This window comes from Methylobacterium sp. J-043, from assembly GCF_022829505.1.
Classification (GTDB): domain Bacteria; phylum Pseudomonadota; class Alphaproteobacteria; order Rhizobiales; family Beijerinckiaceae; genus Methylobacterium; species Methylobacterium extorquens_A.
The window spans coordinates 95945-121945 of the sequence record NZ_JAKSYB010000074.1 but is presented as its reverse complement, the minus strand read 5'-3'; the positions used below and the strand labels follow the sequence as shown (position 1 = coordinate 121945).

Sequence of the window (26001 nt, the reverse complement as noted above, 5' to 3'; positions counted from 1 at the left end):
TTTTTTCGGATTGGGAGACCGCACCATGCTGCCCCTCGCAACCTTCGCGGCGTCGGCCGCCGTCGGCGTCGGCAAGAACCTGATCGGCTCGCTCGCCAAGACCGATGCCGACACGATGGACACCGCCAAGGCCTCCGCCTCGGCCAAAGCCCGCAAGACGGCGGATGACTTCGAGAAGATGTTCCTGGAGGACAGCCTGGAGAAGCTGACGCAGAGCGAGGGTACCGACGGCCCCCTCGGCGAGAACGGCACCGGCGGCGGCGTCTGGCGCTCGATGATGACCAAGGAATACGCCAACGCCATCGTGAAGACCGGCGGCGTCGGCATCAGTAATCAGGTCTACTCCGAGATGATGCGCATGCAGGAGGCGGGCAATGGCCGCTGATCGGACCCTCGCCCTGCGCCTCACCGACCGCCCCTCGGCCCAGACCTTCGTGCGCGGGCTGCTCGCCACCATGATCGAGCTGGAAGCGGTGCTGACCCGCGAGAGCGACGGCGTGCGGGCCGGGCGCATCGCCCAGGCGCTGACGGACTCCGTGTCGAAATCCGAACTCGCCTCCGCCTACATGAACGGCCTGGAGGCGGCCAAGGCCAACGCGATCGCGCTCGCCCGCTTCGCGCCGGAGGGGCTCGAGGCGCTGAAAGCGGCCCAGCATCGCTTCGCCGCCGTGGTGGAAACCAACCAACAGGTGCTCGCCACCGCCCGCGCCGTCTCCGAGGGGCTGATCAAGGCGCTGGCCGAGGAAGTCGCCAAAGCGCGCACGCCCACCGTCTACGGCCGTCCCTCCCTCTCGCCCTCGCCCTACGGCCGCGGTCCGCAGGGCGGCCCGCTGGTGTTCTCGCGGAGCCTGTAAGCATCGGCGGCACGGTCCGGGGCTGCGATGACGCCCCGGCGGTCGCCGTGCGACATCGACCTCGTATGGCCTGGCATCGATGGGGCGAGAAACCGGACGCGAGCGGACAACGCCGCCTCGGCGGAGCCGGGCCCTGAGTGCGCGCCATCCCGCGGCGCTACGGCCGGCTCACGAACGCTTTTCGCTCGCGAAGCCGTGAAGTGGCATCGTTCCGAAGCCCGTCAAAGACTTGTGAAAACTTGCCGCAGCGCGGTGTGATATCTAAGCACGATCTTCCGGAACCTTTTCATCCGCGCGCCGCTTGCCCCCGAACACAATCATCGGAGGAAATGGCGATGTCGAACGACGTGCTCATTCCGCTGCTCGCCATCGTCACCATTGTCCTCGTCGCGGCCTTCGCGATCTGGCAGCGGGGCCGGGTGGCGCAGTCGAAGAACGACCCGCACCGCTCGGCCTTCACCGAGGCCCACGGCGAAGCACCGCGCCCGAACCGGCCCGGCACCGAGCACTGACGCGTTCGGAGCCGCGCCCCGAACGGGGGCCGGCTTTCGGAAGACGACGATGCGGAACAACAGGCGAGAGCCGCGTCCTGGATCCGATATCCAAGGCGCGGCTCTCGCTTTTGGCTTGGGGAGGGCGCCGGCTCCCTCCTTTTGGAAGCGCTTCAGCGAACGCCCGGTCACCGCTCATGTCACCTTCGGACACGGCGGTGGGGCGGGTGTTTCGCGAGAGAAGATCAGAACGGCAGCAGGATATCCACGAGCTGCTGGCCGTAGCGGGGCTGTTGCACGTCGGTGATCTGGCCGCGGCCGCCATAGGCGATGCGGGCCTGGGCGATCTTGCTCGAATCGATGGTGTTGTCCGACTCGATGTCCTCGGGCCGCACCACGCCGGCCACGATCAGCTCACGCACCTCGAAATTGATGCGGATCTCCTGCTTGCCCTCGACCACGAGGTTGCCGTTGGGCAGCACCTGCGTGACGACCGCGGCGACGTTGGTGGTCACCGTCTCGGCGCGCTGAACCGAGCCGGCCCCGTCGCTCGACGAGGTCGAGGTGCCGTTGATGAGCTTGTCCGGAGCGATGCCGGCCGCGGCCACGCCCGCGCTGTTCTCCAGGCCGAAGGCGTTGGGCAGGCCGAAGCCTTCCGCGTTCGTGCGCGAGCGCTTGGTCTCGTTGTTGAGGTTGGCCCGGTCGGTCACGTTGACCTTGATGGTGAGCAGGTCGCCGATGCGCGCGGCGCGCTGATCCTTGAAGAAGGCCCGCGAGCCCGTGCGCCACAGGGAGTTCGGCGCGTAGGAGACGGGGCTCGTGTCGGGCATCGCCATGCGCACCGGCCGGTAGCCGGGCTGGGCGGTCGGGTCCTCGATCGCCGAGAGCGTCGGCGTGGCGCCGACCTGGGAGAGGCGGTCCACGGTGTTGCAGGCGCCGAGCGGCGCGAGCGCCAGGATCACGGCGAGGCGGGAGAGACGGGGACGGCGAGCGGTCATCGGATGGGTCCGGCGCTGGCGGGAAGGGGAGAGAGACGGAAGGGAGGAGGCGCGGTTCACGGGGCCGCGCTGGCCTGAAGGATCGGCTGAGGCTGCGAGATCGGGCCCACCGAGACCCGCCCCGGGGCGATCACCACGGCCTGCAGCACCTTCTTCGAGGCGGCATTCGTCACCGAGACGCTGGCGCCGAGCCGGCCGCTCTCGTTGGCGATGCCGCGCAGCGACAGCGACACGCCGGGGGTTTCGAACACGATGGCGACGCTGTCGCCGCGGGCGACGAGATCGGGCGGCGCCACGTCGCCGGAGCGCAGGACGGCGCCGGCGCTGAGGGGACGCTGCGCCACCTGTCCGACGACCAGCGTCGGCGCGCCCTGCACGTCGTTGGGCACGCCGTCGCGCGGGCGGCGCTCGACGGTGAGGTCGGCGCTGGCGATCGCCTCGCCGCGGTTGAGGGTGCGGGTCAGCACCGCGACCTCGCGGGTCTCGACCGCCACGCCGGCGACCCGAAGCGAGGCCTGACGCTCGCCGAGCACCACAAGGCCGGCGACCCGGCGCGTGCGCGGATCGTAGGTGACATCGACCGCCGCCGCCTGCCCGTCGAGATCGAGCGGGGCGAGCAGCATCGGCGCATCGCCGTCGAGGCGCACCGAGAGGGATTTCGGATCGAGGCCGTAACCGGTCTCCAGCGCGCGCTTGAGCGCCGCCTCGATCTCCGTCGCCCCGACCCGGCGGGCAGCACGCTGCACCGTCACCTGGACCCGCCCGCCGGTCTCGATTCCGGTCAGGCCGAGGGAGGCCGCCGCCTCGATGATCCGGCGTGCCTGGATCGTGCCGACCGCGCCGAGGGCCGGCGCCCGGAACAGCGCGCGGGCGGCAAGCTCGGCGGGGGCGCCTTCCACGAGGTCGCCGAAGCTGAGGGTGTCGCCGCGGGCGGTGACGTCGCCCCGCAGGCGCAGCGTCGTGCCGGCGGCCATGAGCGGCAGGGTGAACAGGGTCACCGCGAGGAAAGCGGCCAGCGCGAGGACGGTCCGGCCGATCACGCCGCGGGAGAGCGGGGTGACGGCCAGCGGGACGGGACGGCGGATCGGCCGGAGGGCGTGCATCACGGGTCGAATCCTCAGCCGCGGAACATCTGCGAGGTGGTGGAGAGCATCTGGTCGGCGGCGGTGACGACCTTGGAGTTCATCTCGTAGGCGCGCTGCGCCGCGATCAGCGACGAGATCTCGGTGACCGCGTTGACGTTGGCTTCTTCGAGGTAGCGCTGCTGCAGATTGCCGAAGCCTTCCGAGCCCGGCAGGCCGGTGATGGCGGGGCCCGAGGCGGCGGTCTCGACGAACAGGTTGTCGCCGATCGATTCGAGGCCGACCTTGTTGACGAAGCGAGCGAGTTGGAACTGGCCGAGCGCCTGGGGCGCGGTCTGGCCGGGCATGGTCGCCTGCACCGCACCGGTGGCCGAGATCGTCACCGAGGTCGCGGTGTTCGGCACCGTCACGCCCGGATCGAGAAGGTAGCCGTCGCGGGTGACCATCTGCCCTTGCGCGTCGAGGTCGAACGAACCGTCGCGGCTATAGGCGGTGCGCCCATCCGGCAGGCGGACGCGAAACAGGCCCTCGCCGCGGATCGCGACGTCGTAATCCTTCTCGGTCTGCGCCAGCGGCCCCTGGCTCATCGCACGGGCGGTCGAGGTGGTCTTCACGCCCGAGCCCAGCGCGAGGCCGGCAGGCAGCATCGTGTTCTGGTCCGAGGTCGAGGAGCCGGAGCGGCGCAGGTTCTGGTAGAGCAGATCCTGGAAATGCACCTGCTGGCGCTTGTAGCCGGTGGTGCGCAGGTTCGCGATGTTGTTCGAGATGACCTGAACGTTGAGTTCCTGGGCCGCCATGCCCGTAGCAGCGGCGTAGAGGGCGCGCATCGGCGTCGGTCCTTAGAGCGCTTTCCGACGAAGCGGAGGCCGGTTCGTCGAAAGAAAGCGTGACAAAACAGAGGGCTAGAGCCGGTGTGTCAGGCGACGTCGGCGAGACGGCGGATCGCCGTGCCGCGCAGTTCGTCGAGGCGCGAAATCACGCTCGAGACCATCGAGTAGGTGCGGTTCACATCCATCAGCCGGGTCATCTCCACCACCGGCTTCACGTTGGAGCGCTCCAGCGCACCGGGCTCCAGATGGACACCGGGGCCGGCGGGCCGCGCGGGCGCCTCGGATGAGAACAGGTTGGCGCCCTCCGACTTCAGCGCCTGCGCGTTGGCGAAGGTGACGAGGCGCAGCCGGCCGCGGATGCCGAGATTGGTCGAGATCGTGCCATCGGGGGCGATGGCGAGCCCCGTCTCCTGCTGCCCGATGGTGATCGGGCCGCCGTCGCCCTGCACCGCATGGCCGTCCGAGGTGACGAGGTTGCCGGTGGCGTCGAGTTCGAAGGCGCCGTTGCGGGTGTAGCGCAGGCCTTGCGGCGTCTGGACGGTGAGGAAGGCGTCGCCGCGCAGGGCCACGTGCATCGGGTTGCTGTCGGACTCCACCGGCCCCTGCGTCAGGTCGAGCGGGGTGCCCTGGTCGATGACGTAGGAGACGCGGCGGTCGGTTCGCTGGAAGCTGTCGGCGGAGGCCACCGGCATCAGATATTCCTGGAAGCGGGCCGAGCGCGCCTTGAAGCCGGTGGTCGAGACGTTGGCCATGTTGTTGGCGATGACGTCGAGTTCGCGAGCCAGGGCGGTCTGGGCGGAGACTCCGACGAAGAGCGCGTTCTGCATGGTGTGCCTCGGATGGCGACGGGTTCGTGCTCTCCACCGCAGGGGCCGTGCCAATCCCTGAAACTTGGTTTTTACCTTAATGATCAGTGGCTTGTTGGAAGCCGAGCCCTGGACCGACACCAGCCCGCCGCGGGACGGCGGCAAGTCCGACCCGGCAAGTTCTGCCGCCTTAACCGAAGGTTAACCACGTCGGCCGAGAACGGAGGCAAGGGGATTGCGCGCCGCGCGCGAGCCCCGCCCATCGCCCCGACCCGGTTTGCCGACGAGCAGCACATGGCCAAGAAGCCGAAGAAGGCGCCCGCGGCGGACGGCGAGGAGGGCTCAGGCGAAGCGCCGAAGTCCAAGAAGAAGCTCATCATCATCGCGGCCGCGGTGCTGCTGCTCGGCGGCGGCGGGGGCGGGTTCTTCTTCATGAAGAGCCGGGCCGCGCATGCCGACCACGGCGAGCACGGGGCCGAGAAGCTCGACCCGAAGGCGCAGGCGGTGTTCCTCGACATGCGCGACATGCTGGTGAACCTCAGCCCCGATCCGGGGGCGACCAAGGCCAACGTGCTCAAGCTGCGCGTCGCGCTGGAGCTGAAGGACGCCAAGGTGGAGGCGACGGTCAAGCCGCTGATGCCGCGGGTCGAGGACGCCTTCCAGACCTACCTGCGCGAGATCCGGGCGAGCGATCTGGCCGGTTCCGCCGGTCTCTACCGCCTGCGCGAGGAATTGCTGCGGCGGGTCAACATCGCGCTGCACCCGGCCAAGGCCGAGGCGGTGCTGTTCAAGGACGTGATCGTCCAGTGAACCGCGCGGCCATCCCGTCCCGAAACCCAGATCTCTCCGAATCCCCCTTTCGTAAGACAGACGCGAGCGCGCGACAGGCATGATCGGCCCCGAGGACGAGCTGGAGGACGATTGGGCGGCCGCCTTTGCCGAGCAGGGCGGCGAGGGCGGTGGCGGCGACGCGTCGCTGGCCGAGGAGTGGGGCGCGGCGCTCGCCGAGCAGGGCACGACCAAGAGTGCGGGCGACGTCGCCGCCGAATGGGCGACGATGATCGAGGACGGGGAGACCGAGAATCTCCCCGAACTCGCCGGCAACGACCGCATCCTGAATCAGGACGAGATCGACGGCGTCCTCGGCTTCTCGCTGCGCGAACTCTCCGCTTCCGGCGCGGGGGGCGTGCGCGCCATCGTCGATTCGGGCGTCGTCCAGTACGAACGCCTGCCGATGCTGGAAATCGTCTTCGACCGGATGATCCGGTTGCTGTCGACGTCCTTACGCAACTTCTTCCAGGACAACGTCGAGGTGACCCTCGACAACATCACCTCGGTCCGCTTCGGCGACTATCTCAACGCGATCCCGTTGCCGACCCTGCTCGGCGTGTTCAAGGCCGATTCCTGGGAGGGCTCGGGCCTCGTCACCGTCGAGCAGACGCTCGCCTACTCGACCATGGACCTGCTGCTGGGGGGCAAGCGCGGCGGCTCGTCGAGCCGGCTCGACGGGCGGCCCTTCACCACGATCGAGATGAGCCTCGTGCGCCGCCTCGTCGAGATCATCCTCACCGACCTCGAACTGTCGTTCCAGCCGCTCTCGCCGGTGCGCTTCGGCATCGACCGGATCGAGACCAACCCGCGCTTCGCCACCATCACCCGGCCCGGCAACGCCGCCATCCTGATCACGCTCAAGCTCGACATGGACGGGCGCGGCGGCGGGATGCAGATCCTGTTTCCCTACGCGACGGTCGAGCCGATCCGCGATCTGCTGATGCAGAGCTTCATGGGCGAGCGGCTCGGGCGCGATCAGGTCTGGGAGAGCCATCTCGCCACCGAGATCTGGCAGGCGGATGTGGACATGGAGGCGGTGCTGCACGAGGTGACGCTGCCCCTGAAGCGGGTGCTCAACCTCAAGGTCGGCGACACGCTGATGTTCGACCGCAAGCCTTCCGACCTCATCACCGTGCGTTGCGGCGACTGGGCGCTGACGCAAGGGCGGATCGGCCGGATCGACGACGCGATCGCGGTGCAGATCGCCCGGCCGCTGCGGCAGTCCCGCACAACACTGCAGGCCTACGAGATCTCGATGCAGAACCGTAACGACGGGTAGCGGCAGGGAAGACCATGATGACCTTCTTCGTCTCGATGGCCGCCGACGTGCTCGTCGCCGTTCTTCTGGTTGCCACCATCGCCTCCTCGGTGAAGCTGTCGGGGCGCATCAACCGGCTCAAGGCGGACGAGGCGGCCCTGCGCTCCACCATCGGCGACCTCATGGTGGCGAGCGCCACCGCCGAGCGGGCCATCGCCGGCCTGCGCGCCACCCTCGATGAGTGCGACCGGACGCTGACCGAGCGTCTCGCCGGTGCCGAGCGCACCAGCACCGATCTCGCCGCGCATGTGCAGGCGGGGGAAAGTGTCATCAGCCGCATCGCGGCCATCGTCGGCCAAGCGCGGACCACCGCCACGGCAGCGCCCGCCGCCGCGCCGCGTCCGGTGGCCGTCGAGTCCGTGCCCGCCATCGGCAACGGCGAGCGCGTCGGCGCGGCACTCGCCGCGGCCCAGGCTCTGTCCGAACGCGCCCTCGATCGCCTCCGGGCCAGGGCCGCATGACCCTTCCCGCGCGCCGACTCGCACGTCTCGCGAGCCTTCCGGCGCGCCCCTTCCGGCTGCGCCTGATCGACGCCGTGACCCTGGCGGCGATCGGGCTTCTCGTGCTCAAGCTCACCGCGCTGGTCGCCGCAGACGAGCCGGTGCCCGGCGCGCCGCTGCCGGATTTCGCCCGTGTGCTGGCCAAGGCACGCACCAATTACGAGCCGACGGACCCGACGACCACGGGCTCCGTCTCGGCGCCGCCGAAGAAAGCGGAACCCGCCCCGCCGCCGGTCTACCAGCCGCAGGTGCCTGAGCCGGTGTCGGACAGCGAGCGGGCGATCCTGGAAAAGCTCGCGGCGCGACGCGACACCCTCAAGCAACGCCGTGACGAACTCGACCTGCGCGAGCAGATGCTCAAGGACGCCGAGCGCAAGCTCGAAACCGGTGTCGCCGACCTGAAGGGGGCCGAGGACAAGGTCGGGTCCGAGGGGACCAAGCGCGCCGAGGCCGAGAAGGCCGGGATGAAGGGCATCGTCCTCATGTACGAGACGATGAAGCCGAAGGACGCAGCTCGGGTCTTCGACCGCCTGAACCTCGAAACGCTGGTGCCGATCGTGCTGGCGATGAACCCGCGCAAGATGGCCGAGGTGCTGGCCCTGATGGGCTCGGACCCCGCCGAGAAGCTGACCGTGGCACTTGCCAACCGCGCTCGCGGCGTTGAGGCGCCGCAGGCGTCCGCCGCGATCCCTGGCCTCCCCCCCGGCGAGTTGCCGGCGATCGATCCGGCGCGGGCGGGGCGTTAAGGGTTACTCACCCGCCTCCGCCAGGGCCCGCTCGATCGCACCGTCCAGGGCCTCGGGCTTCGTGGACGGCGAGAAGCGGTCGATCACCCGGCCGTCCCGGCCGATCAGGAACTTCGTGAAGTTCCACTTGATGGCTTGGGTGCCGAACAGGCCGGGCTTCTCGCGCTTGAGATCGACGTAGAGCGGGTCGGCGCCGGGGCCGTTGACCTCGACCTTGGCGAGGACCGGAAAGGTCACGTCGTAGGTCAGCGAGCAGAACTGCTCGATGGCGGCGGCATCGCCCGGCTCCTGGGCGCCGAACTGGTTGCAGGGCAGGCCGAGTACCACGAGGCCGCGGGCACGATGGCGCCGCCACAGGGTCTCGAGGCCCTGATATTGCGGTGTGAACCCGCATTTCGAGGCGGTGTTGACCACCAGGACCACCTTGCCGCGGTATTGCGACAGGGGATGGGGGATACCGCGCGCATCGCGCGGGACGTGATCGTAGAGGCTGCTCATGACCGTTCCCAACGCCATCGATTGCTCAATAGTCCCACCCTCAGATGCGATATTGTCCTGATTTTTGTGGAATCATTCCAGGCTCGACCGCAAAGTCCATTGTCGCAGTGCTGTGCGGCGTTCATGCAATTGCATCCTCGGGCAAGCGGAGCTAGAGCGCTAGCCGCCGAAGTGGATACGGTTCGGCACAAGAGAGCACGATAAAACAAGGGCTTAGTGGTTCTCACGACCCGCCTGCCGCGCCGCTGTCCCCGCAAAGGAGACGATCGGTGCTGTAGCATTTTGTGAGGTACCCCCAGAGCCCCGGACGACACTCGCAGGAGCTCCACCATGCCGTCCCTGTCCCGCGGAACCGCGTCCTCCACGGCGCTTCTGCTCGCCGGATTGATGGCCCTGGTCGGGCCGGACATGGCCGTCGCTCAGGATGGCGCCGCCGAGACCACTCCGGAGGCCGCCCCCGCCGAGCCGGCCGCGCGACCGAAGCCGCGCCCGCGCAAGCCGGCCCCGAAGAAGGAAGAGGCGAAAGAGCCGGCGAGCACCGCCCCCTCCGGTACGGTGCTGGAGCCCGCGGCCGCCTCCGGATCGGCCCAGTGGCCCCCCGGCGCCAGCTCGGTCAGCGAGAGCTACGGCGATTGGACGATGAACTGCAACCGCGCCGAGGCGCGCACCGATTGCGTGATCATCCAGTCGCAGGGCGATCGACGCACGGGCAAGCGGCTGTTCAGCCTCGAGTTGAGGCCGCCCAAGGACGGGAAGAGCGAGGGGCTGATCCTGATGCCGTTCGGCCTTCAGATCGAGCCCGGCGTCTCGTTCAAGCTCGACGACCGGCAACTCGGCAAGGGTGCGCCCTACTCGTTCTGCGTCAGCGACGGCTGCCTCGTGCCGGTCAGCCTGCCGACGCTGGCCACCGACACGATGAAGACGGCGACCAGCCTCACCATCTCGGCGACGAAGCCGGACGCCAAGGAGCCGACGATCATCACCGTGCCGCTCTCCGGCTTCGCCGCCGCCTTCGCCCGGGCGAGCGCCTTCGGAAGCTGACGCGCCCGGCCTCGCGATCGGCCGGAGAAATGGTTAAGGCTGCCCCGATGCAGCCCTCTGCCAAAGCGCTCCTTCTCGCCACCGCGATCCTCGCCGGGCCGATCCCGGCGCGGGCCGAGGCACCGACCGATCCGGCGCCGCCGGATTTCGCGCGCTGCCTCGGTGAATTGAAGACGCTCGCCGAGGAGCGCGGCGTGCCTCGGACGGTGACCGAGCCGGCCCTGTCGGGGGTCGCACCCGATCCGGCCGTGGTGCCGGCGACCCGATCGCAGGCCGAGTTCGTGAAACCGGTCTGGGAGTATATCGAGGCGAGCGTCACGCCGGAGCGGATCGCGACGGGCCAAGCCAAGCTCGCCCAGTGGTCCGAGGTTCTCGGGCGGATCGAGCCGGCCTACGGCGTCGATCGGCATGTTCTCGTCGCCTTCTGGGGCGTCGAGTCGAATTACGGGGCCGCCCTCGAAGGCTCCGGCATCCGTCCCGTCGTGCCGGCGCTGGCGACGCTGGCCTGCGGCGATCCCGCCCGGCCCGGCCTCTGGCGCGACGAACTCGTCGCGGCCCTGAAGATTCTCGCCGACGGCGATGCCGACACGGAACGGATGCGCGGATCCTGGGCCGGCGCCATGGGCCATACCCAGTTCATGCCGACCGCCTTCCTGCGCCACGCGGTCGATTTCGACGGCGACGGCCGGCGCGACATCTGGCACTCGGTGCCCGACGCGCTCGCCTCGACCGCCAACTTCCTGAAGCAGTCCGGCTGGCGCGCGGGCGAGGGCTGGGGCTCTGAGGTCCTGCTGCCGGACGGGTTCGATTACCGGCTCGCCGACGAGACCACCGAGCGGCCCTTCTCCGAGTGGCGGACGCTCGGCCTTAAGCCCACCAACGGCGCCTTCCCGGACAATGTGGAGCGCCGCGCCGCCCTGCTGCTGCCGACGGGGGCGAAGGGGCCGGCCTTCCTGGTGGAGCCGAACTTCCGGGTGATCCTGCGCTACAACACGGCGCTCGCCTACGCGCTCACCGTGGCCCATCTCTCCGACCGGCTGCGCGGCGCGCCCGGTTTCAGCCGCGACTGGCCGCGGAGCGACCGCATGCTCACGACCGAGGAGCGCACCGACCTCCAGACGAGGCTCACGACGCTGGGCCATCCAGCCGGCGGCGCCGACGGCAAGATCGGCCCCAAGACCCGCACCGCGATCCGCGCCTTTCAGGAAGCGAAGGGCCTCGTGCCCGACGGCTACGCCGATGCCGCGCTGCTCGACCGGGTGCGGACGGCGGACGCGCCGGCCCCGTAACCGATGCGCGTCCTGCTGGTCCATTGCCATCCCCGCCGGGACAGCTTCAACGCGGCGCTGCGCGACACCGCCGCCGCGGCGCTCGAAGCGGCGGGCCACCGGGTCGAACGGCTCGATCTCTACGAGGAGAACTTCGATCCGCGGCTGAGAGCGGAGGAGCGGGGCGCCTATTACGACGAGGGCGCCGAGCGGCCGGACATCGCCGGCCATGTCGCCGCCCTGCGCCGGGCCGAGGCGTTGGTCCTCGTCTACCCGACATGGTGGTTCGGGCCGCCGGCGATGCTGAAGGGCTGGTTCGACCGGGTCTGGCTACCCGGCGTGGCCTTCGCGCTGGGTGGCGCGAAGGTGCTTCAGCCGCGCCTCACCAACATCCGCAGGATCGCGGTGGTGACGACCTACGGCTCGCCGCGCTGGCTGCTCTGGCTCGTCGGCTGGCCCGATTGGCGGCTGTTCCGCTTCGGCATCCGCCCACTCTGCGCCCGGCGCTGCTGGCTCGACTGGATCGCCCTCACCGGCATGGACGGCGCCACGGAGCCGATGCGCGCGCGTTTCGTCGAGCGGGTTCACCGACGGCTGCACGCGTTCTAAGCGACCTCAGCCAGCCGGAAACCGCTCGAAGCTCGGCAGCCGGTGCGCCTCCTCCATCCAGGCGAGGCGTTCGGCCACCTGGATATGCACCTGCGGCGGCAGGGCTTCGGGCGTGTCGAGGGTGCCGGTCAGCACGTCGATCATGCCCGGCAGCATCTGCTCGTTGACGTAGAACAGGCTGGTCCCGCATCGCCCGCAGAAATGCCGCCGTCCGTGCTCGGAGGAGGCGTAGACGGAGGGCTCGCCGGAGATCGTCACGCGCTCGGCCGGCACCATCGCCCAGCCGACCATCGGCGCACCGGAATGGCGCCGGCAATCCGAGCAGTGGCAGAGCGCGCTATGGGCCACCTCGGTCGGCATCTCGTAGGTGATGGCCTCGCAATGGCAGCGTCCCTTAAGCATGAAACCTCCCTAAATCGCGGCGCAGTGCCGCGACGCGCCGGTCTATAGAGCCTGGGGTGTGTCTCGAAAAGCGAGAAACCGCGGCAGCCCTATTCCGGCTGCCGCGGCTCCCATACCGGACGAAGGACGCAGGACGGTGCGCCCTCCTGACCGGATCACTCAGCCGGCTGGAGGACCGGGGCGAGGGCCGCCTCGGCGATCGGCTTGCCACCCAGCGCGGCGTGAAGCTTGGCCTCGTCGACCTCACCTTCCCAGCGGGCGACGACGATGCAGGCCACCGCGTTGCCGATGAAGTTGGTGAGGGCGCGGCACTCCGACATGAAGCGGTCGATGCCGAGGATCAGCGCCATGCCGACGACCGGCACGGAGGGGACGACGGCGAGCGTCGCGGCCAGCGTGATGAAGCCCGAGCCGGTCACGCCCGCCGCACCCTTCGAGGAGAGCATGGCAACCAGCAGAAGCAGGATCTGCTCGCCGTAGGTGATCGGGGTGTCGGTGGCCTGGGCGATGAACAGCGCCGCCATCGTCATGTAGATGTTGGTGCCGTCGAGGTTGAACGAGTAGCCGGTCGGGACCACGAGGCCGACGACGGGGCGCGAGCAGCCGGCCTTCTCCATCTTGTCGATGAGCGAGGGCAGGGCCGACTCCGAGGAGGAGGTGCCGAGCACCAGCATCAGCTCTTCCTTGATGTAGCGGATGAGCTTGAGGATGGAGAAGCCGTTGTAGCGGGCGACCGCGCCGAGCACGCCGAGCACGAAGATCGCCGAGGTCAGGTAGAAGGCGCCGACGAGGTAGGCGAGGTTGGCGAGCGACGAGATGCCGTACTTGCCGATTGTGAAGGCCATCGCGCCGAAGGCGCCGATGGGGGCGACCTTCATGATGATGTTGACGACGCCGAAGATGGCCTCCGACATCACCTTGATGATGTCGAGCACCGGCTTGCCGCGCTCGCCGAGAAAGGCGAGGCCGAAGCCGAACAGCACCGAGAAGAACAGAACCTGGAGGATCTCACCGCCCGCGAACGCGCCGACCGCCGTGGTCGGGATGATGTTCATCAGGAAGTCGGCGATGTTCTGCTCCTTGGCCTTGCCGGCATAGGTCGCGACCGCCTTGGGATCGAGCGAGTTCGGGTCGATATGCAGGCCGTGGCCGGGCTGGAGGATGTTGGCGACGATGAGGCCGACGATCAGCGCCAGCGTCGAGAAGGTAATGAAGTAGACGAGCGCCTTGCCGCCGACGCGGCCGACCTTCTCGAGGTTCGTCATGCCGGCAATGCCGGAGACCACGGTGAGGAAGATCACCGGCGCGATGATCATCTTGACGAGCTTGATGAAGGCATCGCCGAGCGGCTTCATGTCGGCGCCGAGCTTCGGGTAGAAATGCCCGAGGGCAATGCCGATGGCGACGGCGACCAGCACCTGGAAGTACAGCGTGCGGTAGAGCGGCTTGGGTGCGGGCGGCGCGTGAGGCGCGGTCAATGGGGACGGCACGGTGGCCATGGGCGTTGCTCCCTGTCGGACGATGGACGGTCCGTCGGATCGGTTCGTCGAACGCCTCCCGAGGAGGATTCCGGTACCGTCCGCTCTTGTTTTTGGCCTCTCGGCACACAGCTCTGCAGTTCAGTCATGGCTGCGTTACGATCAGGGAATGGCAACCGGCATGCCAATTCTTCGGCGGTGATAACTTTTTGTTAAAGCACTGAAATGAATGATATTTCACGTTCGCACGCACAAGGCGTCGGAAGGCCGGTTGCGGTGAACCGCACGCAGGGTCCCGGATCGTTCCGGAATTTCGGACTGGATTGGCCGCGGTGATCGTCGCCGCTCCGCTGTCCGCAAAGGATTACCGCCGCGCGCTCGTGGTGGTGGCAGGGCTCGCCGCTCTGGTGCTGGTGGGCTGGCTCGGCGGGCGGGTGGCGGAGCGGTGGGCGCTCGCCGATCTGAGGCGTTCGGCCTCCTCGACCCTCGGGCTCCAAGTCGCAGCGCTTCGGGCCGAGATGCAAACGCAGAGTTCACTGCCGCTCGCGCTCGCCGCGGACCCCGAAATCTCCCGCGTCGTGGAACCCACGCCCGAACGCAGCCTCGTGGAGGGGGTGAACGATCGCCTCGCGCAAATCGCCGAGGCGACCGGTGCGGCCGTGATCTACGTGATCAGCGCCGACGGCGTGACGGTCGCCGCGAGCAACGCCACGACCGAGAAGAGCTTCATCGGCCGCGACTACGGCTTTCGCCCGTATTTCAAGGAATCGATGGCGACCGGCTCCGGCTCGCAATTCGCCCTCGGCACGGTCAGCGGCCGGCCGGGCTACTATCTCGCCCGCCGGCTGCCCCGCGCAGCCGGCGTCGTCGTCGTCAAAATCGAGTTCGACGCGATCGAGGCGGCGTGGCGTGCGAGCCGCGAGAGCGTGTTCGTCACCGATGCCCGCGGCATCGTGCTGGTGGCGAGCGAGTCGAGCTGGCGCTTCAAGGCGCTGCGCACCGTCGATGAGGCGGAGCGCAAGCGCATCCGCGAAGCGCTCGAGTTCGGCGAGGCGCCGCTCTCGCCTCTGCCGCTCTACGCGGCCTCGGATGCAGGTGACCTCGTGCGGGTCGGCAGCGGCGCCAAGCCCGCTTGGCCGGCGCTGATGCTCGACGCCCCGATCCCCGGCACGGAATGGCGCCTCCACACCCTGACCCCGATCGCCGCCGCGGTTCAGCGCGAGCGGGCGCAGGGGCGGTTGATCGCCCTGCTGACGACGAGTCTCGCCTGGGCCGGGCTCGCCATGCTGATGGGCCGGCGGCGGCGGATGCGGACCCGGCTTGCCGAGGCCGCCGCCCGGCGCGAAGAGCTGGAGGCGCGGGTGGCCGAACGCACGCACGCGCTCAGCGAGGCCAACCGGCAGCTTCTCGCGGAAATCGAGGAGCGCCGCCGCGCCGAGGCCGAGCGCGAGCGCCTCGGCCGCGAACTGGCTCAGGCCGGGCGGCTCGCAGCACTCGGGCAATTCGCGGCCAGCATGGCTCACGAGATCAACCAGCCGCTCGCCGCGATCCGCTCCTATGCCGACAACACCGCGATTCTCGTGCGCCGCGGGCGCATCGAGGATGCGGCGGAGAACGTCTCCGCGATCGGTCGGCTGACCGAGCGCATCGGCACCCTGACCCGCCAGCTCAAGGGCTTCGCCCGCCGGGCCTCGGGCCGGCGCGAGCCGGTGCGCCTCGCCGACATCGTCCGCGGAAGCCTCGAAGTCGTCTCCTGGCGCGCCGCGCAAGCCGGCATCGCCCTCGATGCGCCGCCGCCTGCGCCCGATCTCGCCGTGCTCGGCGACGGGCCACGCCTGGAACAGGTCGTCGTCAATCTGCTGCAGAACGCCCTCGATGCCGTGACCGGCCGGCCGGAGCCGTGGGTCTCCCTACGGGTCGAGGCCGGCGAGGCGCGGATTGCCGTCGAGGTCGCCGATAACGGACCGGGCATTCCGGAAGCCGTGCGGGCGCAGGTGTTCGACCCGTTCTTCACCACGAAATCCGAAGGGCTCGGGCTCGGTCTGGCGATCTGCCGCGGCATCGTCGAGGAGTGCGGCGGAACGCTCGGGCTGCGCTCGGGCGTCGAGGGCACGACCTTCCGGATGGAGTTGACCCGCGCCCCCGCCCCGGCGGACGAGTCGGGCGACAAGCGGGACGCAAAGCCGGTCGGGAGCCTGGAGGCGATATGAGCAACGAGCCGGACGGCGCCGCCGAGCGGATCGTCTTCATCGACGACGAGGAGGATGTGCGGCGCGCCAACCGCCAGAGCCTCGAACTCGACGGTTTCCGGGTCGAAACCTTCGAGGCGGCCGAGCCCGCGCTCGCGGCGATCCGGGCCGAACCGCCGGGGGTGGTCGTCACCGACGTGCGCCTGCCGGGCCTCGACGGGCGCGCCCTGTTCGAGCGAATCCGGGCCGAGGACCCCGATCTGCCCGTGATCCTCATCACCGGGCACGGCGACATCTCGATGGCGGTCGCCGCGATGCGCTCGGGCGCCTACGATTTCCTCGCCAAGCCCTATCCGGCCGAAGCGTTGATGGGTTCGGTGCGCCGCGCCCTCGACCGCCGCCGGCTCGTTCTGGAAAACCGCCGGCTCATCGCCCGGCTCGACGCGGCGATCGAGGAGGATCCCGCCTTCCTCGGCATCTCGCCGGAGATCGTGCGCCTGCGCCGCCTCGTCCGCGACGTGGCCGGTGCCGACGTCGATGTGCTCGTCCTCGGCGAGACGGGCTCCGGCAAGGAGGTGGTGGCCAACGCCCTGCACCGCTGGAGCCGGCGGGCCTCGAAGAACTTCGTCGCGATGAATTGCGGCGCGCTGCCCGACAGCGTGGTGGAGAGCGAACTCTTCGGCCACGAGGCCGGCGCGTTCACCGGAGCGCTCAAGCGCCGGGTCGGGCGCATCGAGCACGCGCAGGGCGGCACGCTGTTCCTCGACGAGATCGAGAGCATGCCGCTGGCGCTTCAGGTGAAGTTGCTGCGGGTGCTGCAGGAGCGGGTGGTCGAGCCGCTGGGCACCAACGAGCAGCGGCCGGTCGATATGCGGGTCGTTTCGGCCACCAAGGTCGATCTCGGCCAGGAGGCCGCCGCCGGCACGTTCCGCGACGACCTCTTCCACCGGCTCAACGTGGTGACGGTCGTGATCCCACCCCTGCGGGAGCGGCGGGAAGACATCCTGCTGCTGTTCCAACACTTTCTGGCCCGCGCCGCCGCCCGGTTCGGCCGCGAGGCGCCCCCCGTGACGGCGGCGGTGCGCGACCACCTCCTGCGCCATTCCTGGCCGGGCAACGTGCGCGAACTCGATCATTTCGCCGAACGCTGCGCACTGGGCCTCGCCGGCCAAACCGCCCCGGAAGCAGCGCCGACGGCGGTCCTCAGCCTGTCCGACCAGGTCGAGCGGTTCGAGCGCGGCCTGATCCGCGAGGAGCTGATCATGGCCGGCGGCGACGTGCGGCTGGCCGCCGAATCCCTCGGCGTCCCGCGCAAGACCCTCTACGACAAGATCGCCCGCTACGGCCTCGCGCCGACCGATTTCCGCTAGAGCGTCATCCCGAAAGGTGGTCCCCGGCTTTCGGAAAGAGACGATGCAAAGTCAGAAGGCTCGAGCATCGGCCCCGGATCCGATATCCAGGACGATGCTCTGATTGCCGCGAGACCTCACGTGACCGCGGCCCGCGGCGTCGGGCAGACGCGGTCGCGGCCGGTCCGCTTGGCCTCGTAGAGCGCGCGGTCGGCCCGCTCGATCACGTCGCGGGCGGCCTCGCCCGGCCGGTATTGTGCGACGCCAGCCGAGATCGTGACCTGTGCCAGGACATCGCCGGTGCCGCGCTTGACCAGCCGCTGGCCCCGCAGCCGGCTGCAGATCTCCTGGGCGAGCGCGACGCCGGCACCGATGTCGGCCTCGCCGAGCACGATCGCGAATTCCTCGCCGCCGTAGCGCGCGGCGAGGTCGCGATCCGTCGTCTTCGCGCTGAGCAACCGTCCGACGAGGCGCAGCACCTGATCGCCGAAGCGATGGCCGTGCCGGTCGTTGAGACCCTTGAAGTGGTCGATGTCGAGCATGAGCAGGGAGAAGGTGCTGCCGGAATCGATCCGGGTCCGGGCGATCGAGTCGCGCAGGAACCCATCGAAGGCCTTGCGGTTGGCAAGCCCCGTCAGCGCATCGGTCGCCGCCGCGCGCTGCGTCTCGACGAGATCCTTGTGCAGCTTGGCGATGTAGGCGGCGGAGGCCGAGAGCTGCTCTTCGAGCAAGTGGTTTCGGGTCTGCGCCTGCTCGGTCTCGCCGATGAGCGCGACGAGCGCCGTCATCAGCTCATCGGCGGTCGGACGCGCATTCAGGCGGCCGGACCAATGGGTCAGGGCGTCACCATAGCCGGCAAGCGCCCTCCGGCTGCCCGCGACGCGTTCCGCCAGGGCACCGGCCGCCTCCGCGAGCCGGCCCGCCCCGTCGAGCACGGAGGCCTCCGACGCGGTCGCGGCGATGCAGGTGTCGTAGAGCGCGCTCGCCTGCTCCTCGGTCAGCGTCCCACCGGGTGCAAGGCAGGGCGCGAGGCGTTCACTCAGCGGTGGATTGGCACCGGTGAAGAAGACGTGCAGCAATTCGTAGTTCCGCGGGGAGGGCGGCAGGGCATGCTCCCGGAGCGCCTCCCAGGCGCGGTGCGCAGGAGCCAGGGCGCGGTCGAGGTCCGGATCCGCCTGCTGCATCTGTCCCGGCATCACCGCCCCTCGAGCGCTGTCCGACGAAGCGGGTCCCGGTTCGTCGAAAGAAAGCGCGGCAAAACAAGAGGATCGAGCGGTGCCCGGCCCAACGTGGGCGGGCACCGCTCTCACCCGCGACGTCACGACTGAAGGGATAGCCGATTACTCTTAAATTTCAGCCTTTCCCGTCGACGTACCGGTTCGCTCTCCGCTGAGGACTTACACACATCCGTCCTCGACAGGTACCGCCGTCGAGCCTCCTCGCGCATCGGCTCACGCCGCCGCCCACTCCGCGACGAGGATCATGGCCTCCGCGGCGGGCAGCGGCCGGCCGAGCAGGAAGCCCTGCACCTCGGTGCAGCCCTTGCGCCGCACCCGCGCCAACTGCTTCTGCGTCTCCACGCCCTCGGCGGTGATGGCCATGCCGAGACGCTCACCCAAGCCTACGACCGCCCGCACCACGGCCGCCGCCACGGGCTCGTCGATGTCGCGGACGAAGGAGCGGTCGATCTTGATCTTGTCGAAGGGGAACCGGCACAGGTAGCTCAGCGACGAGTAGCCGGTGCCGAAATCGTCGAGCGCGATCCGCACGCCCATGGCGCGCAGGCGGTGGAGGCAGCCGATCACGGCATCCGCATCCTGTATCAGCACGCTCTCGGTGATCTCCAGTTCGAGCCGGTCGGCCCGCAGGCCCGAGGCCGCGAGCGCGCGCACGACGCTCTGCTCCAGCCCGGGCTTGCGGAACTGCACCGCCGAGACGTTGACCGCGACCCGCAGATCGCCCGGCCACGAGGCCGCCTCGCGGCAGGCCTCGTGCAGCGCCCAGGCGCCGAGTTGGGTGATGAGGCCGGTCTCCTCCGCCAGCGGAATGAAGGTGCCCGGCGAGACCGGCCCGCGCACCGGATGATCCCAGCGCAGCAGCGCCTCGAAGCCCTGCGCCGCCCCGTCCGCGAGGGCGAAGATCGGTTGGTAGTGCAGCGCGAATCCGCCGGAGCGGATCGACTCGCGCATGTCGATCTCCAGCAGGTTGCGGGTCGCGACCGCGAGATCCATCCCGCTCTCGTAGAAGCGGAAGGTGTTGCGCCCGGAATCCTTGGCCCGGTAGAGCGCGATGTCGGCGTTCTTGAACAGGGTGTCGGCGCTGTCGCCGTGCTTCGGCCAGACCGCCACGCCGATGCTGATGCCGACGGTGGCGGCGGGGCCGCCGAGATCGACCGGCCGGCCGGCGGCCTGGGTCAACCGGCGGGTGACGGCGGCGATGCGGCGGGGCTCACCCCGGCCCGGCAGGATGATGGCGAACTCGTCGCCGCCGAGCCGGGCCACCACGTCGTCATCGCGCAAGGCACCGCGGAGGCGGCCCGCAACGACGCGGAGCAAAGCGTCGCCCGCGGGATGGCCGAACGTGTCGTTGACCGCCTTGAAGCGGTCGAGGTCGCAGCACAGCACCGCCACCCAGCCGCCGTCGCGCCGGGCCCCGTCGATCTCACGGCTCAGGGTTTCCTGGAACAGCCGGCGATTGGGCAGCCCGGTGAGCGCGTCGTAGCGGGCCATGTGCTCGATCAGCGCCTGGGCGCGCTTGCGCTCGGTCGCGTCGGCGACGGTGCCCTCGAACCAGACCGGCTTGCCCTCCGCGTCGCGCACGACCCAGGCGGTCTCCGCGACCCAGATGCGCTCGCCACCGACGTGACGGCGCACCTCGGACACGAAATCCTCGACATGGCCCTCCGCCTCCAGAGATTTCAGGAATGCGGCGTGCCGGCCCGGCTCGACATACCAATCGTGGTTGAAGCCCTCGGCCGGCGCGAGCCCGCCGTCATAGCCGTGCAGCCGGGCCAGCGCCCGGTTGGCCTGGATGATGCCGCCGTCGAGCCGGGCACGGTAGACGCCGATCACCGCGTTCTGGAACAGGGACTGGTAGTCGGTCTCGGCCGAGCGCAGGGCCGCTTCGCCCTGGCGGCGCTCGGTCAGGTCGGTGTAGGTGCAGACGAGGCCGCCGGAGGCCATCGGCGCGAGCCGCGTCTCCAAGATCGTCCCGTTGGGCCGCGTGCCCTCGTAGCTCTGTATCCCGGACGGAGGCGCACCGCGTTCCAGCCATTCCCGGGTTTCGGGCGGGGCCGTGCGGAACTCGCCGCGCTGCGCGAAGTGACGCCTGACCGCCTCGAAGGACGCGCCCTCGTGCAGAACCTCGTCCGACAGGTCGAGAAGGTCGCGGGCGCGCTGGTTGTGGACCTGGACCCGGTCGTCCGGGCCGATCATCACGAGGCCCTGGTCCATCGCTTCGAGGGTGGCGCGCATCGCCTCACCCGTCTGGCGCAGGCGCTGCTCGGAATGGACCAGTTCGGTCACGTCGAGGCAGACGCCGAAGATCGAGACGAGACGACCGGACTCGTCGTGCTCGCCGAGCCCGTGCACGGCCACAACCCGCACCTCGCCGTCGGGACGGAGGAGGCGGGAGCGGTGCTCGTAGCCTCCGCTGGAGCTCCGGCCGCGACCGGCGAGCGCCGCATCGATGGAAGCCCGGACCCGCACGAGGTCGTCCGGATGGTAGAAGCCGAAATGCGTTTCGAGCGGCAGCGTCGCGAGTCCGGCGTTGCGCCCGAAGATCCGGGCGATCCCTTCCGACCAAGCGATGGTGCGGCCGGCGACGTCGATCCGCCAGTGGCCGAAGGCGGCAATGCGCTCGGCCATGGCGTGCGCCGCCTCGGTCACCCGCAGGCGCGCTTCCCATTCCACGAGACGCGCCTCCGCCTGCCAGCGTTCCGCCGCTTCGGCCTCGCTCGCCAGTCGGGCTTCTTCCAGTCGGAGATGCGCCTCGGCGACGAGCGCCAACTCCCGCAGGATCCGCACTTGGTCGGGTGAGAAGTCGTGCCGCGGCACCCGATCCATCAGGCACATCGTGCCGATGGCCCGGCCCGCCTCTGAAGTGATCGCCAGACCCGCGTAGAAGCGGGCATACGGCGCGCCGACGACGAGGGGAGAGCGGACGAAGCGCTCGTCGCGGATCAGATCCGGCACCACGAGGGCGTCGCCGCGCTGCCGCCGGATCGTGTGATTGCAGAAGGCGCCCTCGCGGTCGATGCCGTCATCCTCGACACCGTAGCGGGCGCGGAAACGGAAGCGATCCTCGTCGACGAGTGCGATCGCCGCCATAGGGACGGCGAAGAATTCGGCGGCGGAGCGGCACAGAGCCTCGAGACGGCTCTCCAGGCCGGTCGCCCCCGGTACGCGCCGCACGGGTGCGGCGGCTCCACGGTCGCTGGGTGGCACCGGACGGGACGCTGTCATCGCTTGGCTTCCCCACAGGCGCCGGACCAAAACCGGCACCCGAGGCTGGTGGAATGAAGCGAAACGTCTCAGCTCGAGGTTAAAGGACGTTCGATGGCCGATGCTAATCCCGGAAAGGTCTTTTTCCCCGCCCAGGCGTCCTGACGCGGTCCTGATCGCCCGCCGCCAACCGCAAATTTCTTCGGCGGCGACCCGAAATCGCTATTTGCCGCGTAATCCCACGCGCGATTAGGCTCCGGCCCTACTCGATACCGAGCTTGTCCTTCAGCAGCGCATTGACGGCCGCTGGATTGGCCTTGCCACCGGTCGCCTTCATGGTCTGGCCGACGAACCAGCCGAGCAGGGTCGGCTTGGCCTTGGCCTGCTCGACCTTGTCGGGGTTGGCGGCGATGATGGCGTCCACCGCCGCCTCGATGGCTCCGGTATCGGTGACCTGCTTCATGCCGCGGGTCTCGACGATTTCGCGCGGGTCGCCGCCCTCGGACCAGACGATCTCGAACAGATCCTTGGCGATCTTGCCCGAGATCACGCCGTCGCCGATCAGATCGACGATGCCCCCGAGCTGCTCGGCGGAGACCGGCGTTTCCTCGATGCTGCGCCCTTCCTTGTTGAGACGGCCGAACAGCTCGTTGATGACCCAGTTCGCGGCGGCCTTGCCGTCGCGTCCGCGGGCCACCGCCTCGAAGTAGTCGGCCGAGGCGCGCTCGGCGACGAGCACGCCGGCATCGTAGGCGCTGAGGCCGAAATCCTTGATGAAGCGCGCCTTCTTGGCGTCCGGCAGTTCCGGCAGGCCCGAGGCCAGCGCATCGACGTAGGCCTGATCGAATTCGAGCGGCAGGAGGTCGGGATCGGGGAAGTAGCGATAGTCGTGCGCCTCTTCCTTCGAGCGCATCGAGCGGGTCTCGCCCTTGGCCGGGTCGTAGAGGCGCGTCTCCTGATCGATCTTGCCGCCATCCTCTAGGATCGCGATCTGGCGGCGCGCCTCGGTCTCGATGGCCTGGCCGATGAAGCGGATCGAGTTGACGTTCTTGATCTCGCAGCGCGTGCCGAGCGGCTCGCCGGGGCGGCGCACGGAGACGTTCACGTCGGCGCGGAGATTCCCCTTCTCCATGTCGCCGTCGCAGGTGCCGAGATAGCGCAGAATCGTGCGCAGCTTCGTCACGTAGGCCCTGGCCTCCTCCGAGGAGCGCAGATCGGGCCGGGAGACGATCTCCATCAGCGCCACGCCGGAGCGGTTGAGATCGACGAAGCTCTTGGTCGGATCCTGATCGTGCAGGGACTTGCCGGCATCCTGCTCGAGGTGCAGCCGCTCGACGCCGACCGTGATCGACTCGCCCTCGGGCAGATCGACCAGCACCTCGCCCTCACCGACGATCGGGTCCTTGTACTGCGAGATCTGGTAGCCCTGCGGCAGGTCCGGGTAGAAGTAGTTCTTCCGGTCGAAGACCGAACGAAGGTTGATCTGCGCCTTGAGCCCGAGGCCGGTGCGCACGGCCTGGGCGACGCATTCCTCGTTGATGACCGGCAGCATGCCGGGCATGGCCGCATCGACCAGCGAGACGTGGTCGTTGGGCTCGCCGCCGAAGGCGGTGGAGGCGCCGGAGAACAGCTTGGAGCGGCTCGTGACCTGAGCGTGGATCTCCATGCCGATCACGACCTCCCAGTCGTGCAGGCCGCCCTTGATGAGCTTCTTCGGATCGACGCGCTCGGTCATTCTCTTCGACTTCAGTGCCGGCACCGCCGGATCGGCGCCTGTCCGAGTGTGTAGGGAGCCCGTGCCGGACGGGTCAAGCGGGTGAAGCGGCGCCGGGCCGCTGCGCGGCAAGCGTCACGGCCGGGCCGTTCACGAAGTCGGGGTCGTCGGCGATGATCGTCGTCTCGGTCAGCCCGTGATGGGCGAGCACCCGGATGAGGTCGGGCAGCTCGATCCAGCGGGTCCGGCCCTGGTTGCCGCCCCAGAAGGTGGCGAGCCCGCGGTCGCGATAGGTCAGTTCGTGCAGGGTGAGGCGCAACCCCTCGTGCTCGACGGCGCGCGGCACGTGGCGGCGCAGGCGCGCCTGCGGGGCGTAGTAATGCGTCCAGATGAACAACCGGTCGGAGCGCGCGGCAGCGAGCCGGATCAGTTCGAGCGGGTCGAGCATGTGATAGAGGATGCCGCAGGCGAAGATCAGGTCGTAGCGCGGCCCCGGCGCGGCGAGATGCCGGCTGACGTCGCCGAGCAGGAAGGTCGAACGGTTGAGGCCGGCGATGTTCTTGACGATGAGCGACTTGAGGAAGGCCTCCGAGTTCGACTCCACCGCCGTGACGCTGCCCGCCCCCAGCGCTTCGAGCTGGCAGGTATGGGCCCCTTCGAGGGGCCCGAGTTCGAGGATGTCGTAGCCGTCGAAGCGGCCGTCGCGTCCCAGGATCTCCGCCGCCTGCCGCGGGCGCGGATCGGCACGGAAGCCCGGCAGCCCGCCGCCGACCGGAAGATCGGGCACGAGTTCGCTGAGATCGCTCGCCCAGCGGCCGTCGAACAGGTCGTAGGCGTTGCGGTGGCTCGGTGTGGAGGTGAGAAAGACCCGCTTCATGAGGGTCCCTATAACCGGGCGACGGGGCCAGCGTCTCGCCCGAAGCCGGCTTCATACAATATCCACGGGATCCCTTCGGGATGGCGGATGTCGACTTCGCTCGAGCGCCGCGCCGGCTGCATTACGACCTCTGCTTCGATCGAGCGGAAACCGTCTCAGATCACGGGGACGCCGCGCAGCTTGGCCTGATCGCTCGGCTCGACATGGATCACCACCACCGCGCCCTCGATCCCCGCCTCGATCACCCCCTCCAGCCGGTCGCAGATCGCGTGGGATTCGAACACGGTCATCTCGCCCGGCACGACGAGGTGGAAGTCGATGAAGGTGGCGCTGCCGGCATGGCGGGTGCGCACGTCGTGGGCCTCCAGGGCGCCCTCGCTGTGAGCCGAGATCAGGGCGCGGATGCGCGTGACCATTTCGGGTGAGGCCGCCTGATCCATCAGGCCGTTGACCGAATCGCGCACCATCGTCCAGCCCGACCAGAGGATGTTGAGGGCGACGAGGCCCGCCACCACGGGATCGAGCACCGGCGTTCCCGTGGCAAGGACGAGCCCGAGGCCGATCAGCACGCCGCCGGAGGTCACCACGTCGGCGAGGATATGGCGGGCATCGGCCAACAGGGCGGGCGAGCGCAGCCGCCGGCCGTGCCGGAACAGCAGCATCGCCCAGACCGCGTTGATGACGGTGGCGACGCCGTTGACGGCGAGACCCAGCGCGGGCGCGTCGAGCGGCTTCGGGTCGAGGATGCCGAAATACGCCTCGCGCAGAATCAGCAGGGCGGCGACGATGACCAGCGCGCCCTCGATCACCGCGGAGAAGTACTCCGCCTTGTGGTGTCCGTAGGGGTGGTCCTCGTCGGCCGGCTGCGCGGCGACGCGCACGGCCAGGAAGGCACAGGCCGCGGCCACGACGTTGATGATGCTCTCCAGCGCGTCGGAATAGAGCGCGAGGCTGCCGGTGAGCCAATAGGCGGCGAATTTCAGCGCCGTGACGAGCACGCCGACGGCGGCGCTCGCCAGGGCAGCCTTTTCGGTTCCTGTCATGCAGCTCAAGGGGGTGGGGAGGGGACGACCCCGCCCTTACGATCCGTGGCCCCGGAAGGCCACGGCAAAGGTTTTAGCTCGGGCTATCGCCGTCCCGATCGGCCGCTTGCGCGGGTGCGGGCAGGCGACCGCGGGCGACCTCCTTGGCACGGCTGCGTTCGGCCTTTTCGCGGGCACGCTGCGCCCGGCGGGCGTAGTTGCGGCTGATCCAGCCGAAGCTCGACCGCGCGGCCAGCTCGTCGAAGCGAGAGGCCTCCCGCTCCCAGTAGCGCACGAGTTGCGCGTCGAGCGTCTCGTGCGGCGGTTGTCTGCCGGTTTCGGTCATGGCGCGACGATCCCTGTGGCCGGCGGCACGGCTCACGCCTCCGGTGTGGGCGGCGTGTCGGTCTCCTCGACCACCAGCGCCTCCGCATCACCCCGGAAGCTGCCGGGTCCGGCGTCGCCGGTGGGGTGGCCCGGCGTGCCGAAGGGCTTGCTCGGATAGGCCTCCTCGAAGCGGCGGCGGGCATCATCCGCATTCTCGGCCTTGAGAGTGATCCGCGGCGTTTCCGGAAGCGGCCAGCGCGGATCGGCGGGATCGCGCGGGCTTATGGCAAACCAAGTCATCGTGGGCAGCGTCCTTACGTCGAATCGGG

At 69.4% G+C, this 26001-nt stretch carries 26 protein-coding genes; 12 read left to right on the top strand and 14 right to left on the bottom strand.

Annotation, left to right across the window (positions count from 1 at the left end; all coding sequences use genetic code 11):
- Positions 1-25 precede the first annotated feature (25 nt).
- The 3 genes from MKK50_RS23170 (at position 26) to MKK50_RS23160 (ending at position 1366) form a co-directional block, all read left to right on the top strand.
- Positions 26-385, top strand: coding sequence for a rod-binding protein (locus tag MKK50_RS23170; protein WP_499025532.1), 360 nt, complete (start codon positions 26-28; stop codon positions 383-385).
- Positions 375-854, top strand: a complete 480-nt coding sequence (locus MKK50_RS23165; protein WP_253371312.1) for a hypothetical protein — start codon at positions 375-377, stop codon at positions 852-854. The genes MKK50_RS23170 and MKK50_RS23165 overlap by 11 nt, the downstream gene beginning before the upstream one ends.
- A gap of 335 nt (positions 855-1189) precedes the next feature.
- The gene (locus MKK50_RS23160; RefSeq protein WP_253371310.1) at positions 1190-1366 is read left to right on the top strand and encodes a hypothetical protein; all 177 of its coding nucleotides are present in this window, start codon (positions 1190-1192) and stop codon (positions 1364-1366) included.
- Between the two features lie 224 nt (positions 1367-1590).
- Here MKK50_RS23160 and flgH read toward each other — a convergent pair whose 3' ends face one another.
- The 4 genes from flgH to flgF form a co-directional block, all read right to left on the bottom strand.
- Positions 1591-2343, bottom strand: coding sequence for a flagellar basal body L-ring protein FlgH (flgH, locus tag MKK50_RS23155; RefSeq protein ID WP_003606667.1), 753 nt, complete (start codon positions 2341-2343; stop codon positions 1591-1593).
- A gap of 56 nt (positions 2344-2399) precedes the next feature.
- Complete coding sequence (gene flgA / locus MKK50_RS23150; RefSeq protein ID WP_499025531.1) at positions 2400-3446, bottom strand: flagellar basal body P-ring formation chaperone FlgA; 1047 nt, start codon at positions 3444-3446, stop codon at positions 2400-2402.
- 14 nt (positions 3447-3460) lie between these two features.
- Entirely contained in the window at positions 3461-4252 is a 792-nt protein-coding gene (gene flgG / locus MKK50_RS23145) for a flagellar basal-body rod protein FlgG (protein WP_003606772.1), read from the bottom strand.
- Positions 4253-4341: 89 nt separating this feature from the next.
- Entirely contained in the window at positions 4342-5082 is a 741-nt protein-coding gene (gene flgF / locus MKK50_RS23140) for a flagellar basal-body rod protein FlgF (RefSeq protein ID WP_253371308.1), read from the bottom strand.
- A 273-nt stretch (positions 5083-5355) separates the two neighbouring features.
- On the opposite strand from flgF, the gene fliL reads away from it, so the two are divergent.
- The 4 genes from fliL (at position 5356) to MKK50_RS23120 (ending at position 8456) form a co-directional block, all read left to right on the top strand.
- Positions 5356-5871, top strand: coding sequence for a flagellar basal body-associated protein FliL (gene fliL, locus MKK50_RS23135; RefSeq protein ID WP_253371306.1), 516 nt, complete (start codon positions 5356-5358; stop codon positions 5869-5871).
- 79 nt (positions 5872-5950) lie between these two features.
- Complete coding sequence (gene fliM, locus MKK50_RS23130) at positions 5951-7171, top strand: flagellar motor switch protein FliM (RefSeq protein ID WP_056195371.1); 1221 nt, start codon at positions 5951-5953, stop codon at positions 7169-7171.
- Between the two features lie 14 nt (positions 7172-7185).
- Positions 7186-7671: a DUF6468 domain-containing protein gene (locus tag MKK50_RS23125; RefSeq protein WP_253371304.1), complete on the top strand. Its 486-nt coding sequence runs from the start codon at positions 7186-7188 to the stop codon at positions 7669-7671.
- Positions 7668-8456: a MotE family protein gene (locus tag MKK50_RS23120; protein WP_499025529.1), complete on the top strand. Its 789-nt coding sequence runs from the start codon at positions 7668-7670 to the stop codon at positions 8454-8456. Before MKK50_RS23125 ends, MKK50_RS23120 begins: the two co-directional genes overlap by 4 nt.
- Before the next feature lie 3 nt (positions 8457-8459).
- On the opposite strand, the gene MKK50_RS23115 is transcribed toward MKK50_RS23120, so the two are convergent.
- On the bottom strand, positions 8460-8954 hold the full coding sequence (locus MKK50_RS23115; protein WP_499025527.1) for a glutathione peroxidase: 495 nt from the start codon (positions 8952-8954) through the stop codon (positions 8460-8462).
- A 330-nt stretch (positions 8955-9284) separates the two neighbouring features.
- Here MKK50_RS23115 and MKK50_RS23110 point away from each other — a divergent pair, with 330 nt between their 5' ends.
- Genes MKK50_RS23110 through MKK50_RS23100 form a run of 3 tightly spaced genes read left to right on the top strand, consistent with a single transcriptional unit; the run spans position 9285 to position 11872 of the window.
- Positions 9285-9995: an invasion associated locus B family protein gene (locus tag MKK50_RS23110; protein ID WP_499025526.1), complete on the top strand. Its 711-nt coding sequence runs from the start codon at positions 9285-9287 to the stop codon at positions 9993-9995.
- A gap of 47 nt (positions 9996-10042) precedes the next feature.
- Positions 10043-11284: a lytic murein transglycosylase gene (locus MKK50_RS23105; RefSeq protein ID WP_499025525.1), complete on the top strand. Its 1242-nt coding sequence runs from the start codon at positions 10043-10045 to the stop codon at positions 11282-11284.
- Between the two features lie 3 nt (positions 11285-11287).
- A complete protein-coding gene (locus tag MKK50_RS23100; RefSeq protein ID WP_499025524.1) occupies positions 11288-11872 on the top strand; it encodes an NAD(P)H-dependent oxidoreductase in 585 nt (194 codons plus the stop codon).
- 6 nt (positions 11873-11878) lie between these two features.
- On the opposite strand, the gene MKK50_RS23095 is transcribed toward MKK50_RS23100, so the two are convergent.
- Both MKK50_RS23095 and MKK50_RS23090 read right to left on the bottom strand, forming a co-directional pair.
- Positions 11879-12274 (bottom strand): GFA family protein, encoded by a 396-nt coding sequence (locus MKK50_RS23095; protein WP_253371292.1) that lies wholly within the window; start codon positions 12272-12274, stop codon positions 11879-11881.
- A 155-nt stretch (positions 12275-12429) separates the two neighbouring features.
- Positions 12430-13773, bottom strand: a complete 1344-nt coding sequence (locus tag MKK50_RS23090) for a dicarboxylate/amino acid:cation symporter (RefSeq protein WP_253371290.1) — start codon at positions 13771-13773, stop codon at positions 12430-12432.
- 311 nt (positions 13774-14084) lie between these two features.
- Between MKK50_RS23090 and MKK50_RS23085 the strand changes: the two genes are divergently transcribed.
- On the top strand, positions 14085-15962 hold the full coding sequence (locus MKK50_RS23085; protein WP_499025522.1) for a sensor histidine kinase: 1878 nt from the start codon (positions 14085-14087) through the stop codon (positions 15960-15962).
- A complete protein-coding gene (locus MKK50_RS23080; protein ID WP_499025521.1) occupies positions 15959-17311 on the top strand; it encodes a sigma-54-dependent transcriptional regulator in 1353 nt (450 codons plus the stop codon). The genes MKK50_RS23085 and MKK50_RS23080 overlap by 4 nt, the downstream gene beginning before the upstream one ends.
- A gap of 116 nt (positions 17312-17427) precedes the next feature.
- Here the strand turns inward: MKK50_RS23080 and MKK50_RS23075 are convergent, their stop codons facing one another.
- From MKK50_RS23075 to MKK50_RS23045, 7 genes are all read right to left on the bottom strand, one after another.
- Positions 17428-18486: a GGDEF domain-containing protein gene (locus MKK50_RS23075; RefSeq protein WP_499025519.1), complete on the bottom strand. Its 1059-nt coding sequence runs from the start codon at positions 18484-18486 to the stop codon at positions 17428-17430.
- A 255-nt stretch (positions 18487-18741) separates the two neighbouring features.
- On the bottom strand, positions 18742-21753 hold the full coding sequence (locus tag MKK50_RS23070; protein WP_499025517.1) for a bifunctional diguanylate cyclase/phosphodiesterase: 3012 nt from the start codon (positions 21751-21753) through the stop codon (positions 18742-18744).
- A gap of 241 nt (positions 21754-21994) precedes the next feature.
- Positions 21995-23467: an Asp-tRNA(Asn)/Glu-tRNA(Gln) amidotransferase subunit GatB gene (gene gatB, locus MKK50_RS23065; protein WP_499025515.1), complete on the bottom strand. Its 1473-nt coding sequence runs from the start codon at positions 23465-23467 to the stop codon at positions 21995-21997.
- A 73-nt stretch (positions 23468-23540) separates the two neighbouring features.
- On the bottom strand, positions 23541-24323 hold the full coding sequence (locus MKK50_RS23060) for a class I SAM-dependent methyltransferase (protein WP_253371278.1): 783 nt from the start codon (positions 24321-24323) through the stop codon (positions 23541-23543).
- Between the two features lie 155 nt (positions 24324-24478).
- Positions 24479-25366, bottom strand: a complete 888-nt coding sequence (locus MKK50_RS23055) for a cation diffusion facilitator family transporter (protein ID WP_499025513.1) — start codon at positions 25364-25366, stop codon at positions 24479-24481.
- A gap of 73 nt (positions 25367-25439) precedes the next feature.
- Positions 25440-25691 (bottom strand): hypothetical protein, encoded by a 252-nt coding sequence (locus MKK50_RS23050; protein ID WP_499025512.1) that lies wholly within the window; start codon positions 25689-25691, stop codon positions 25440-25442.
- Between the two features lie 32 nt (positions 25692-25723).
- Positions 25724-25972, bottom strand: coding sequence for a hypothetical protein (locus tag MKK50_RS23045; RefSeq protein WP_499025511.1), 249 nt, complete (start codon positions 25970-25972; stop codon positions 25724-25726).
- Positions 25973-26001: the final 29 nt, after the last annotated feature.

Coding starts and splice junctions, on each gene's coding strand:
- MKK50_RS23170 (WP_499025532.1), top strand. CDS start 26: ATGCTGCCCCTCGCAACCTTCGCGGCGTCGGCCGCCGTCGGCGTCGGC.
- MKK50_RS23165 (WP_253371312.1), top strand. CDS start 375: ATGGCCGCTGATCGGACCCTCGCCCTGCGCCTCACCGACCGCCCCTCG.
- MKK50_RS23160 (WP_253371310.1), top strand. CDS start 1,190: ATGTCGAACGACGTGCTCATTCCGCTGCTCGCCATCGTCACCATTGTC.
- flgH (WP_003606667.1), bottom strand. CDS start 2,343: ATGACCGCTCGCCGTCCCCGTCTCTCCCGCCTCGCCGTGATCCTGGCG.
- flgA (WP_499025531.1), bottom strand. CDS start 3,446: ATGCACGCCCTCCGGCCGATCCGCCGTCCCGTCCCGCTGGCCGTCACC.
- flgG (WP_003606772.1), bottom strand. CDS start 4,252: ATGCGCGCCCTCTACGCCGCTGCTACGGGCATGGCGGCCCAGGAACTC.
- flgF (WP_253371308.1), bottom strand. CDS start 5,082: ATGCAGAACGCGCTCTTCGTCGGAGTCTCCGCCCAGACCGCCCTGGCT.
- fliL (WP_253371306.1), top strand. CDS start 5,356: ATGGCCAAGAAGCCGAAGAAGGCGCCCGCGGCGGACGGCGAGGAGGGC.
- fliM (WP_056195371.1), top strand. CDS start 5,951: ATGATCGGCCCCGAGGACGAGCTGGAGGACGATTGGGCGGCCGCCTTT.
- MKK50_RS23125 (WP_253371304.1), top strand. CDS start 7,186: ATGATGACCTTCTTCGTCTCGATGGCCGCCGACGTGCTCGTCGCCGTT.
- MKK50_RS23120 (WP_499025529.1), top strand. CDS start 7,668: ATGACCCTTCCCGCGCGCCGACTCGCACGTCTCGCGAGCCTTCCGGCG.
- MKK50_RS23115 (WP_499025527.1), bottom strand. CDS start 8,954: ATGAGCAGCCTCTACGATCACGTCCCGCGCGATGCGCGCGGTATCCCC.
- MKK50_RS23110 (WP_499025526.1), top strand. CDS start 9,285: ATGCCGTCCCTGTCCCGCGGAACCGCGTCCTCCACGGCGCTTCTGCTC.
- MKK50_RS23105 (WP_499025525.1), top strand. CDS start 10,043: ATGCAGCCCTCTGCCAAAGCGCTCCTTCTCGCCACCGCGATCCTCGCC.
- MKK50_RS23100 (WP_499025524.1), top strand. CDS start 11,288: ATGCGCGTCCTGCTGGTCCATTGCCATCCCCGCCGGGACAGCTTCAAC.
- MKK50_RS23095 (WP_253371292.1), bottom strand. CDS start 12,274: ATGCTTAAGGGACGCTGCCATTGCGAGGCCATCACCTACGAGATGCCG.
- MKK50_RS23090 (WP_253371290.1), bottom strand. CDS start 13,773: ATGGCCACCGTGCCGTCCCCATTGACCGCGCCTCACGCGCCGCCCGCA.
- MKK50_RS23080 (WP_499025521.1), top strand. CDS start 15,959: ATGAGCAACGAGCCGGACGGCGCCGCCGAGCGGATCGTCTTCATCGAC.
- MKK50_RS23075 (WP_499025519.1), bottom strand. CDS start 18,486: ATGCCGGGACAGATGCAGCAGGCGGATCCGGACCTCGACCGCGCCCTG.
- MKK50_RS23070 (WP_499025517.1), bottom strand. CDS start 21,753: ATGACAGCGTCCCGTCCGGTGCCACCCAGCGACCGTGGAGCCGCCGCA.
- gatB (WP_499025515.1), bottom strand. CDS start 23,467: ATGACCGAGCGCGTCGATCCGAAGAAGCTCATCAAGGGCGGCCTGCAC.
- MKK50_RS23060 (WP_253371278.1), bottom strand. CDS start 24,323: ATGAAGCGGGTCTTTCTCACCTCCACACCGAGCCACCGCAACGCCTAC.
- MKK50_RS23055 (WP_499025513.1), bottom strand. CDS start 25,366: ATGACAGGAACCGAAAAGGCTGCCCTGGCGAGCGCCGCCGTCGGCGTG.
- MKK50_RS23050 (WP_499025512.1), bottom strand. CDS start 25,691: ATGACCGAAACCGGCAGACAACCGCCGCACGAGACGCTCGACGCGCAA.
- MKK50_RS23045 (WP_499025511.1), bottom strand. CDS start 25,972: ATGACTTGGTTTGCCATAAGCCCGCGCGATCCCGCCGATCCGCGCTGG.